Annotated in this window: 7 protein-coding genes and 2 pseudogenes; 2 read left to right on the forward strand and 7 right to left on the reverse strand. The window is 61.2% G+C overall.

Annotated features, from left to right (window positions below):
• Positions 1-5: 5 nt before the first annotated feature.
• The 5 genes from pstA to A9D15_RS05515 form a co-directional block, all read right to left on the reverse strand.
• Positions 6-1289: a phosphate ABC transporter permease PstA gene (gene pstA / locus A9D15_RS05495; RefSeq protein WP_066762787.1), complete on the reverse strand. Its 1284-nt coding sequence runs from the start codon at positions 1287-1289 to the stop codon at positions 6-8.
• Between the two features lie 4 nt (positions 1290-1293).
• Positions 1294-2676: a phosphate ABC transporter permease subunit PstC gene (gene pstC / locus A9D15_RS05500; RefSeq protein WP_066762791.1), complete on the reverse strand. Its 1383-nt coding sequence runs from the start codon at positions 2674-2676 to the stop codon at positions 1294-1296.
• Positions 2677-2700: 24 nt separating this feature from the next.
• Positions 2701-3744 carry a substrate-binding domain-containing protein gene (locus A9D15_RS05505; RefSeq protein ID WP_066762795.1) on the reverse strand — a complete coding sequence of 348 codons (1044 nt, stop codon included), beginning with the start codon at positions 3742-3744 and terminating at the stop codon, positions 2701-2703.
• Between the two features lie 159 nt (positions 3745-3903).
• Positions 3904-5283: an OprO/OprP family phosphate-selective porin gene (locus A9D15_RS05510; RefSeq protein WP_066762798.1), complete on the reverse strand. Its 1380-nt coding sequence runs from the start codon at positions 5281-5283 to the stop codon at positions 3904-3906.
• Between the two features lie 159 nt (positions 5284-5442).
• The gene (locus A9D15_RS05515; protein WP_066762800.1) at positions 5443-6639 is read right to left on the reverse strand and encodes a sensor histidine kinase; all 1197 of its coding nucleotides are present in this window, start codon (positions 6637-6639) and stop codon (positions 5443-5445) included.
• Positions 6640-6987: 348 nt separating this feature from the next.
• Between A9D15_RS05515 and A9D15_RS05520 the strand changes: the two genes are divergently transcribed.
• Together A9D15_RS05520 and A9D15_RS05530 are read left to right on the forward strand one after the other, a co-directional pair.
• Positions 6988-8094: an integrase gene (locus A9D15_RS05520; RefSeq protein ID WP_216634377.1), complete on the forward strand. Its 1107-nt coding sequence runs from the start codon at positions 6988-6990 to the stop codon at positions 8092-8094.
• A 168-nt stretch (positions 8095-8262) separates the two neighbouring features.
• A pseudogene (locus A9D15_RS05530) lies at positions 8263-9191 on the forward strand (IS256 family transposase).
• Between the two features lie 78 nt (positions 9192-9269).
• On the opposite strand, the pseudogene A9D15_RS05535 reads toward A9D15_RS05530, so the two are convergent.
• Both A9D15_RS05535 and A9D15_RS05550 read right to left on the reverse strand, forming a co-directional pair.
• Positions 9270-10441 (reverse strand): annotated as a pseudogene (locus tag A9D15_RS05535) (IS3 family transposase).
• A 339-nt stretch (positions 10442-10780) separates the two neighbouring features.
• Complete coding sequence (locus tag A9D15_RS05550; RefSeq protein ID WP_066760674.1) at positions 10781-11821, reverse strand: IS110 family RNA-guided transposase; 1041 nt, start codon at positions 11819-11821, stop codon at positions 10781-10783.
• Between the last annotated feature and the right edge of the window lie 84 nt (positions 11822-11905).

Raw genomic sequence — 11905 nt, forward strand, 5'->3', positions numbered from 1 at the left:
ATCCTTTACCAGCGCCTTTCGAACCGATTGCGCAGATAGATGGCAAGGCCGTTCATGACCAGCAGGAACAGCAATAGCACGATAATCGCGGCGCTGGTCCTTTCGACGAAGCCGCGGTCGATTTCGTCCGACCAGAGGAAGATCTGGACGGGAAGCACGCTCGACGGCGAAGTGAAGCCGTCGGGCGGAGTGGCGACGAAGGCGCGCATCCCGATCATCAGCAGCGGGGCGGTTTCGCCCAGCGCGCGGGCCATGCCGATGATCGTGCCGGTCAGGATGCCGGGCAGGGCAAGCGGCAGGACGTGGTGGAATACGACCTGCACCGGCGATGCGCCTATGGCCAGAGCGCCGTCGCGGATCGAGGGCGGGACCGACTTGATCGCGTTGCGGCCCGAGATCACGATGACCGGCATCGTCATCAGCGCCAGCGTCATGCCGCCGATCAGCGGCGCCGAGCGATAGTTCGGGAAGATCGCGAGGAACACCGCGAGGCCGAGCAGACCGAAGATGATCGAAGGCACCGCTGCGAGGTTGTTGATCGACACTTCGATGATGTCGGTCCACTTGTTCTTGGGCGCATATTCTTCGAGGTAAACCGCAGCCAGCACGCCGATCGGGAAGGCGAGGGCAAGCGTGATGATCATCGTCAGCAGCGAACCCTTGAGCGCGCCCCAGATGCCGGCTTCCTGCGGGTCGGTCGCATCGGCGCGGGCGAGGAAGCCCCAGTCGAACGCGCGGTCTAGCGCACCTTGTGCTTCGAGATCACGGGCCAGCGACTGTAGTTCGGGATTGCCTTCGCCGCGGAATGCCGCCGCCATGTCTTCGCTGACCGGTACCGACACGACGGTGTCTTCGGCCAGCATCGACGGATTGGAGATCAACTGCGATGCAAGGTCGCGCCATGCGCTGGCACCCAGTTCTGCGGCTGCCTGCGGGCCATAGGCCTCGTTCGCCGCGAACTGGAGAACGTCGGGAAGACCAGCATTTTCCAGCGCGCCGAGCGCACCGGGCTGGGACAGGCGGTCCTGCGACACGGTCAGGCCCGCGCCGCCGAAGTCGACCGGCACTTTCATCTCGGCGCGGGTAAAGCCGGCAAGGCCGTTCGCCGTCATCGTCACCAGCAGGAACGCCAGCACGAGCGCCGAGAACAGCACGGACGACAGGGCCAGCAGCTTGAACCGGCGTTCGGCCGCGTAACGCTTCTGGATGCGCGATGCGAGACGCTCGTTACGGGCCTTGCGGGCGAGGTCGGCGTCTGCTGCCGATCCGTTGGATATCGCTTCGCTCATGATCTTACTCGTAGGCTTCGCGGTAGCGTTTCACGACGCGCAGGGCGACGAAGTTCAGGGCGAGAGTGACGACGAACAGCACCATGCCTAGCGCGAACGCGGAAAGCGTTGCGGGATGGTCGAAGCTGCCTTCGCCGGTCAGCATGGCGACGATCTGGTAGGTCACCGTGGTCATGCTCTCGAACGGATTGCCGGTGAGGTTCGCGGCGGCGCCTGCAGCCATGACGACGATCATCGTTTCGCCAATCGCGCGGCTGATCGCCAGCATGACGCCGGCAACGATCCCGGGCAGGGCGGCGGGGATCAAAACCTTGCGGATCGTTTCCGACTTGGTCGCGCCCATCGCAAGGCTGCCGTCGCGCATGGCGGAGGGGACGGCGGCGATCGAATCGTCGGCCATAGAGGACACGAACGGGATGATCATCACGCCCATGACAAGGCCGGCTGCAATCGCGCTTTCGCTCGACGCGCTGGCGATACCGACCGAGCGTGCGACGTCGCGGATGAACGGCGCCACGGTCAGCGCGGCGAAGTAGCCGTAAACGACGGTCGGGACACCTGCGAGGATCTCAAGGATCGGCTTCATCCACTTGCGGAACGTGGGGTTCGCATACTGGGTGAGGTACACCGCGCTCATCAGGCCGAGCGGGATCGCGACGATCATGGCGATAATCGCGCCGATATAGATCGTGCCCCAGAACAGCGGCAGAGCGCCGTAATCTTCGCTGTTGGTAAAGGCCGGATCGCCCATCGGGTTCGGCGACCATTGCGTGCCGAACAGGAAGTCGATCGGATTGACCATGCCGAAGAAGCGGATTGTCTCAAACAAAAGAGAGGCGACAATGCCGAACGTCGTCAGGATCGCGACAAGCGAGGCGACCAGTAGGCCCAGCATGACGCCGCGTTCGACGCGGGTGCGGGCCGTAAAGTCGGGGCGAAGGCGTGTGAAGGCGAATACGCCGGCTGCGAAACCGATGATCACCGTCACGACGAGGCCTATGATGCTGTAGAACTGCATCGCGTTGCGAGCGGGTTCGACAAGTTCACGGGCAAGCGGGTTGAATACGCCCTGCGCATGGCCGCTTGCGACAGCCATGGCCTCGGCCAGGGCGGAATCGCGCCCGATGCCGAATGCGGGAAGCTTCGCGGCCGCAGGATCGGACAAGACCGCCTGCATAACCAGGTTCGGGCTCACCGCATTCCAGATAAGCGCGAATATGACGGCCGGCACGAACGCCCACATGGCGACGTACCAGCCGTGATAGTTCGGCAGGGAATGAAGGCGCGCGCCATCATTCGAGGCGAATGCCCAGGCGCGCGACCTTGCGGCCAACCATCCGACCAATCCCAGTCCGATGGCAACGAGTACAAAAATGGCTGGCGACATATTCCCTGACTTTTTAGGTCCGGACTATTTCAGTTTCGAGGCGTCGACGAGCGTCATGTTCGTCACGACATCGGCGTTGGCGGACTGCACCTCGTCGGTCGACGCGATCATGCCCTTGCTGGTGAACAAGCCGCCCTTGCCCCAATTCGACACCCAAGTCGAGAGGTACTCGCGAAGGCCGGGAATTGCGTCGAGGTGCTGCTTCTTGACATAGACATAAAGCGCACGCGCACCGGGATAGGTGTTCGAGGCGATGTTGTCGTAAGTCGGTTCGACGCCGTTGATGGCCAGGCCGCGCAGCTTGTCGGCGTTCTCTTCGAGGAAGGAATAACCGAAGATACCGATCGCTTCGGGGTTCGAAGCGAGCTTCTGAACGATCAGGTTGTCGTTTTCGCCCTGCTCGACATAGGCGCCGTCGGTGCGGACGCCGGTGCAGATCGCTTCGAAGCGTTCTTCGTCGGTTTCCTTGAGCGCGGCGGTGGCCGAATCGGTCTTGCAACCTTCGGTCATGATCAGTTCGGCCAGCGCGTCGCGCGTGCCGGAAGTTGCCGGCGGACCGTAGACAAGGATCGGCTCGTTCGGGAGCGAGGGATCGATGTCCGACCAGTTCTTGGCCGTATTCGCCTTGCCATACGGCTCTGCCGCAATCGCTTCGTAAAGCTGCGCCGTGGTGAGGCCGAACGTCGGGCCTTCCTTCGATTCGGCGACGGCGATGCCGTCTTTGCCGACTTCGATTTCCATCACTTCATTGACGCCGTTTGCCTTGCAGGTTTCAAGCTCGCTGGCCTTCATGCGGCGCGATGCGTTGACCATGTCGGGGTGTTCGGTGCCGACACCGCCGCAGAACAGCTTCATGCCGCCGCCCGTGCCGGTCGATTCGATGATCGGCGACTTGTACTGGCCGGCATAGGTGCGTGCGAATTCCTCGGCAGCGGCCTTGGCGAAAGGATAGACGGTCGACGAGCCGACGGCCTTGACCTGGTCGCGCGTGGAGGACTGCTGACCGCCGCACGCCGCGAGCGCGAGGCTCGAAACAGCGGCAATGACGATTGTCTTGGTGAAGCGCATGGAATGTTTTCCTCTTTCGTGAATTCTTGCCGGGCGCTCTATGGACCTGTCGTGACAATGATATGACAGCCACGCGTCGCCCGGTCAAAAATTTGAAGACCTAATTAAATCAATAACTTGTGTGAATTATTCGACCCACCTGTGAACAAGTCCGCCCGATCAGAAGTCGATCTGGGCGCGTGCGCCGAAGGCATCGACGCCGTAGGACGTGTCGCCACCGGCCGCGACGACGGCTGCATCGGTGTATTCCATCCGGCCATAGTTCAGCATGAAGCGGGTGTAGTTCGTCGGCGTCCAGATCAGTGAAACCTGGTAGCCGTCCTGTGTCCCGCCAGCGACAGTCGCATCGTTCAGATCTAGGCGGTCATACCGGAAGTTCACCTGCAACGCGCCCATGCCACCCTTGTCGACGGGGTTCGACGGCTTCACGCGATCGAATACGCCATTCTTGTAACCGCGGGTGTCACCGCCGGTGAGGAAGTAGCCGACTTCGGCCGAACCACCGAAGAAGGTGGGGTTCGCAAGCCCGGGACGGTCTGCCTTTTGCCAGAAGGCTTCAGCTGCAAAGTGGAACGGTCCATTGATTGCCGCTGCCTCCAGGCCATAGCCTGTTTCCGAAGTCGCGACGAACGAGCCGGTGTCGATGTACCGGTTGCTGGTAAAGTGGACCAGCGGACGCTGGCGATAGCGGACCGACAGGTTGTTATCATCGAGCTCGGTATAGTGAAGCGAACCGCCGAGATGCACCTGCGTATTTCCCATCTTCGGCATGAAGACAACGCGCCCGTCCGCGCCCCACTGCTTGTTCGACAGTTCTTCCATATTGTCGGTGAACAGGCCGCCTTGGACCAGAATGTCGCCCGACGTCACCGCAGCCGACAGGCCGACGCGGCGTTCGAAACCAAAGGCATCGGTAAAGGCGGCACGCTCGATGAAGGAAGTGAAGCGGCTGCTCGACAGTTCTTCTAGCGACTGGAAGTTGTTCTGCTGACCGGCCGCAATCTTCAGGCCGCCGTCCTCGTAGGTCAGCATTGCATCAGTGACTTCGACTTCGTTTCCGGCGAAGTCGGCTTCGAACTTGTAACCGAAGCCACCCGGAATATCGCCTTCGACGCCCAGACGGATGCGGCGGGCTTCGCTGCCAAAGCCGTCTTCGCGGCCATCGATTTCGGGGGCATTGGTGAAGCCGACGTCATAGTTCATGCGGCCGCGGGGCTTGAAGGTCCAGCCACCCTTGCCCTCGAACATCGGAGCGCCCTTCCAAGAAACCTTGGTGTCGCTCCTCGCTTCGTTGGCGGCGGCAAGCGCGGTGCCCGAGGTTTCGGTTGCGGCAGTGGCTGCGGTGGTAGCGGCATCGGCCTTGGCTTCGGCGACTTCGAGCTGACCTTCTAGCGCGTCGATTCGTGCTGCCATGGCCTGCATCTGCGCGCGCATGGCTTCGATCTCGGCCTGAACAGCCGATGCATCCTGCGCGTGGGCGGGGGAGGAGACTGCGGTCGCCGCGGCAACGGCGATCAGCGAAACCTGGTGGATCCTCATGACGATTCTTGCCTTTCTGACAGTTCGATGTCCGAACGGCGACGCCACTATGACCGCGACATGACGCTTTTGTTACAGTTCATGACCGAATAGCGCGAACAGATCGGGAAACCCGCAGGCAACCACTGTAATATTTGGGGAATAAAATTACGCGGACGCTCAGGCCGCGTTCGAAGTCTCTGCCGCGCGGTGGCGCGGCAGGCGCACGGTGACCGTCGTGCCGACACCGACCTTGCTGTCGATCTCCATCCGCCCGCGATGACGCTCCACAATATGCTTCACGATGGCGAGGCCCAGACCCGTTCCGCCCACTGCACGGCTGCGGCCCGGATCGGTACGATAAAAGCGTCGGGTGAGGTGGGGCACGTGTTCGGGCGCGATGCCTTCGCCGCTGTCCTTCACGCGGAATTCGAAGATATCGCCGGTCCGCTGCACGGAGACGCGGACGGGTTGGTCATCCGCCCCGTATTTCAGCGCGTTTTCGATCAGGTTGCGGGCGAGCTGGTGCAGCTGCTGTTCGTCCCCGCGAACAGGCATTGGCACTTCGCCGCGTTCGAAGACGATCCGTTCCTTGCCGTGCAGCGATTGCATACCGGACACCAGCGAATCGATACTCGTGCCGAAATCGACGACCGTGGCGGGCAGTTCGTGTTTTTCCGCTTCGATCCGCGAAAGGCTCATCAGGTCCTCGACGAGGGCCTGAAGACGCTTGCCTTCGCGCGCGATGGTTTCGAGGAAGCGCTTGCGCGTTTCCAGCTTCATCGGGCGGACCTGCTCTTCCTCGTCCGCGTCGATCAGCGTTTCGACATAGCCGATGATGGAGGCGAGCGGCGTGCGCAATTCGTGGCTGGCGTTGGCAACAAAATCGGTGTGCGCGCGGCTGATGTCGGCCTCTGCCGTACGGTTCACCAGTTCGATCATCGTCTTGGTGGCATCGACAGGGCGCAGCGACACGGCCCAGACGCTGCGTGGGCCGGTCAGCCCCCGGACGATCGCCTCACCACCCTTTTCGCTTTCCAGCAGGCGCACGGCTTCTGGGTGGCGCAGCGCAACGCGGGCGTCCTGCCCGACGACATGGGGGCCGAGCACTTCTCGCGCTGCGCCGTTGGCGAGAACGATGCGGCGGTTCTCCATGACGAGATAGGGCAAGCTTAGCGGTTCGATCAGCTCGCGCATCCGGTCCTGTGTGATCGCCATGCCGTCATCGCGCGGGCGTTCGCGTTCGGGCGCGGGGCGCAGAACAAGAAGCGAGCCGCACCACACGATCCACAGGGCGAAGCTGACGAGGAAATCGTAAGTGACCAGAAGCAGGGCGATGGAGCCCGCCGTGGCCAGCGTCAGACCGGCCCAAGGCATGGAGCGTTTCACCACGTACCTCGCGCGGGAAGCAGGGCCGAATGTGTGGCAGCGGGAATCACGAAAGCACTCGTCACGGTGACAGCGTGTAGTCGGGCAAAACGCGCCGCGCCACTGTCATATAACCGTAATGTGGAGGTGGAGACTGGTGACCCCTACGGGAATCGAACCCGTGTTTCAGCCGTGAGAGAGTGACAAAAAGCGGACTTTTTTGACTCTCTATCCGTCCGCGTGTTTCCAAAAACATCCTCAATTATCATTCACCTGCATTTGGTGGTGTCCGCATTTATCCTCTAGGTCACGCACATGCTTATTTGACGTATATTTGACGGTTTTGCGGAATCAACCATGTCGCGAACGATCAACGATGCACCATTGACCACCCGCGAAGCGCGCCGCCGCTTGGACATTGGGCTCCATTGGCGCAGCCTCGATGCCGACATTCATGTGGGCTACCGAAAAGGCAAGCGCGGTGGTGTTTGGCTCTTTCGCTGGAGGAACGGTCAGGGATATCGTCAGTCCTCGATCGGAACTGCCGATGACGCGATCGATATCGGCACGCTGGATTATCGATCGGCAGTCAAAGCAGCTCTTGCGCATGTCGAGGAAGCCCGGACCGAGGCTAAGGCTGCGGCTGATGGGCCTCCTCTCACCGTTTGCTCTGCGGTTGAGACCTACATTGAGGCACGCGATGCGCGCGAGAAGCGTCGGACTGGTCGAGACATTCGATCGGATGCATCGCGTCGGCTGGAGAAGTTCGTTATCGGGCGCCCGGCCCGCGGCAAGCGGGCGGGGGCGGATGCGGCCGACTTGCCTGAGATTCCGCTTCACAAGCTGTCTAAAAACGATCTCCGGTCGTGGCGATCGAACTTGCAATCCGGTTTCAAACCGACGGGGATCCAGCGACTGGTCAACGATCTAAAAGCGGCCCTTAACAGCTGTGCGGAGCGTTACTTCTCACGCTTACCGGCGGGGCTCTTGAGCACGATCAAACGGGGACTGCGTGCGGTCGGACATGAACATGACGATGATGACGATGTTGCCGTCGCGCGCGAGAACCAGATCCTTTCCGACGACCAGGTCGCCAGCTTGATGGCTGCAACGCTCGAAGTCGATCGAGAACAAGGCTGGGAAAGTGACTTATACCGCCTCATTCTGGTCATGGCTGCGAGAGGTGCTCGCTTTTCGCAGGTCACACGCCTGAGAGTCATGGACGTGCAGACGGTTGCCGGTCGTCTAATGATGCCACCCAGCCGGAAAGGGCGAGGAGGTAAGGTGAGCCTTATTTCCGTGCCGGTTGGACGCCACGACACCGAGCGAGATCGTTCGACCGTGGGGGGATATCCGCGCAAAGGCGGGCCTACCCGATGTTATCCCGTATGCGCTTCGGCATTCGTCCATCGTCAGGGGTATCCGTGCAAACCTTCCGACACGCTTGGTTGCCGCGATCCATGACACGAGTATCGCGATGATCGAACTTCACTATGCACGATTCATTGCCGACGGTTTGGACACCCTTGCGGCGCAGGCGATTATTCCGCTCGCGGGTCGAAGCGGCCTTAGCTGGGACTGTCAGTAATTTTGTGCGCGAGGCCATAAGATGGAACAGGAAGGACCATCGACATGGCGATCGACAAGGACAAGTTGGACCAGCTGCTGGCTGGTCGTGAACCGCAGGAGCTGTTTGCCAAGGACGGACTGCTCGACGAGTTGAAGAAGGCGCTGTCGGAGCGGATGCTATCGGCCGAGCTGGACGACCATCTGGAGAGCGAAGGCGCCGAAGGGGGGCAAACCGACGCAAAGGATCGTCGAGAAAGACTATGCTGACGGGAACCTCGAAGGTGACGCTGGACGTTCCGCGCGATCGAGCCGGGACGTTCGATCCCAAGCCGATCGCCAAATACCAGCGGCGTTTTCCCGACTTCGACGACAAGATCGTCTCGATGTACGCGCGCGGGATGACGATGCGCGAGATCCGCGGGCATCTCGAGGAACTGTACGGGATCGACGTGTCGCCCGACCTGATCTCGACGATTACCGATGCGGTGCTGGAGGCGGTCACCGAATGGCAGGGGCGGCCGCTCGATACCTGCTATCCGCTGATCTTCTTCGACGCGATCCGCGTCAAAATCCGCGATGAAGGCTTCGTCCGCAACAAGGCGGTGCACATCGCGCTCGGTATCCTGCCCGACGGTAGCAAAGAAATCCTCGGGATCTGGATCGAGCAGACCGAGGGTGCGAAGTTCTGGCTGCGCGTCATGAACGTGCTCAAGAATCGTGGCGTCGCCGATATCCTGATCGCGGTCGTCGATGGCCTTAAGGGCTTCCCGGAAGCGATCAACGCCGCGTTCCCGGAAACGATCGTTCAAACCTGTATCGTCCACCTGCTGCGCAACTCCATGAGCTTTGCGTCGTGGAAGGACCGCAAGCCGATCGCGCAGGAGCTCAGGGGCGTTTATCGCGCCGAGACGGCCGAGGCCGGCCTCTCAGCGCTCGATGCGTTCGAGGCTGGCCATTGGGGCAAGCGCCATCCCGCGATCGCCCTGAGCTAACGACGCCACTGGGACCATTGAGGTGTCCCGCCTTCCTGGACAGGTTGGCGGTTGAGTTAAGCTAATCCCGGTAGTCGTTCATGCCGCCTGTTTGATCATCAGATCTTGGGGGGCATGCCCCCCATGATCTGATTGCCCGATCCGCCGATAGGCCTCGACCGGGGTTCTTCCGGCCAGGGCCGAGTGCGGACGCTGGGTGTTATAATAGGTGATCCACCGGCCAAGGCCAGCCCGCAGCTCCGATCCGGCCTCGAAGGCATGGAGATAGACGCACTCGTACTTCAGGGATCGCCAGAGACGTTCGATGAAGACGTTGCCCGTCCACCGCCCCCGGCCGTCCATGCTGATGCGGACCTCGGCCTCGCGCAGCACGCTGGCAAAGGCTAACGAAGTAAACTGGCTACCCTGATCCGTGTTGAAGATTTCCGGCTTGCCGAAGCGAGCCAGCGCCTCCTCAAGCGCCGCGACGCAGAAGCCGGCATCCATCGTGTTCGACAGCCGCCAGGCCAGAACCTTGCGGGTCGTCCAGTCCATGATCGCCACCAGGTACAGGAAGCCACGCCGCCTCGGGGTGTATGTCACATCGGCACACCAGACATGGTTGGGCCGTTCGATCGCCAGTTTGCGCAGCAGATAGGGATAGACCCGGTGCTGCGGATGCGGATCGCTCGTGCGCGGCCGCTGGTAGATCGGCGTCAGGCCCATCTTCGCCATCAACCGCCGTGCCCGACGGCGACCGACCTCGTGACCCGTGCGGCGCAGGTGCCGCGCCATCTGGCGGCTGCCATACCACGGGCATTCCATGAAGGTCTCGTCGATCACCGTCATCAGCGCCAGCGTCTCAGCCGTCTCCGGAACCGGCGCGTAGTAATAGGACGAACGGCTGATCCGCAGCAGACGGCACTGCGCGGCGATCGACAGGCGGTGGTGAGCAGGTTCGACCATCGCCCGCCTCCGGTCCACGCTCATCGACCGAAGGCTTTCGCTACAAAATCCCGCTCCACCACAGTTGCCCAATCTTGGCGTGCAGCTTTTCCACCTCGCTCTCGCTGATGGCCCTGGCCGCATCACCAGCCCCGGAAAAAGGTGCCTGCCATCCCTTCGATGGCCTGACGCTTCCACGATGCGATCATTGTGTGATGCACGCCATGCTTGGGTGCCAGCTCCGCCAGCGTCAGGTCACCCCGGATCGCTTCAAGCGCCACCCTGGCCTTGAAATCCGCGCTGTAGCGCTTTCTCGTCGTCTTCATTCCCGTACCAATCCATCAGGTCGGGATCAGCTTAGCATCCTGTCCAGATTTCCGGCACCATATGTGGACGGCTCCCTCTTGCAAGGGCTGTGCGGAGAATTTGATCGGATCGCTTGCGTCCATATGTCCGGCCTGTGGGTGCGACCGCACATGGTCGCTGGCCAAGATGGTTTCCGCAGCATGAGTTCCAAACACCTCAGCGGCCTCGAACGGCCATTGGTGCCGATGGAATGCCACACGCCTTGGATCGATCGATCGCACCATCTGCTCAATTCCTGCAAGATTTGGCATCAGCTCAGTACGATAGCAAACGGCTGCTCATCGTGCCTAGCCAATCTCTCACGCTGCCACTGCCGGCGGCGATAGTTCTGCTCTTCGATATTGCTCACCGCTCACCATCAGTTTCCAGGCGATTCTCGCGATCTTGTTGGCGAGCGCCACCGCAACGAGTTTGGGCTTCTTGCGTTCGAGCAATCCCAAGAGCCAGACAGAGGCATTCTTGCCTCCAGTACGGCGGACGTGCTGAACAACGGCGGTGGCTCCTACCACGAGTGTACTGCGCAAGAGCTCATCACCGGCTCGTGTAATGACCCCGAGCCTGACTTTGCCGGCAGTCGAATGATCGCGGGGTGTCAAACCGATCCAGGCCGCAAAGTCTCGCCCGGATTTAAACTGTTGCGGGTCTGGGGTTTTCATCATTAGCAATGAGGCGCCGATTGGGCCGACGCCGGGAATTTTTGCGAGCCGTTGGCTACATTCGTCATTGCGGTGCCATTCCATGACCTGGGCTTCGACCCGCTCGATTTCCATCAGGAGCTGCGAATATTCCCTGCCATGAAGCGCAAATAATTCCCGTGCCAGTTCCGGGATCGCCTCGTCCGCCGCGATGCGTTCGAGCAGGGGCTCGATCCGGCACATGCCCGTTGCTGCGGTAACTCCGAACTCTGCCGCAAAGCCACGGATGGTGTTGGCGAGCTGCGTGCGTTTCTGAATGAGCCTGGTACGCATCGCTATGAGCATGAGGGCGGCCTGCTGCTCTACGCTCTTAGCCGGCACAAACCGCATTGTGGGGCGGCTCATCGCCTCGCATAGCGCTTCTGCATCGGCCGCATCATTCTTGCCGCGCTTGACGTAAGGTTTTGCTAGTTGCGGTGCGATCAACCTCACTTCGTGACCATACGAACCGAGAAGACGCGCCCAGTGGTGCGCGCTGCCGCAGGCCTCGATGGCGACGACAGTCGGTGGCAACTTCTCGAAAAACCGGACCATCTCCCGGCGCGTCAGCTTCTTGCGCAAGACCGGCTGTTCTGCCGAATTGACACCGTGCAGTTGAAAAACGTTCTTTGACGTATCCATCCCTATGCGAATAATCTGTTCCACGGGCGGCTCCTTCATGTGAGTCCTACAACGAAATCACCTTGGCACATTGCGATGCCGCTGGGAGCCGTCCAACCCAACACCTCA

Origin of the sequence: Croceicoccus pelagius, from assembly GCF_001661915.1 — a bacterium.
Lineage (GTDB): Bacteria > Pseudomonadota > Alphaproteobacteria > Sphingomonadales > Sphingomonadaceae > Croceicoccus > Croceicoccus pelagius.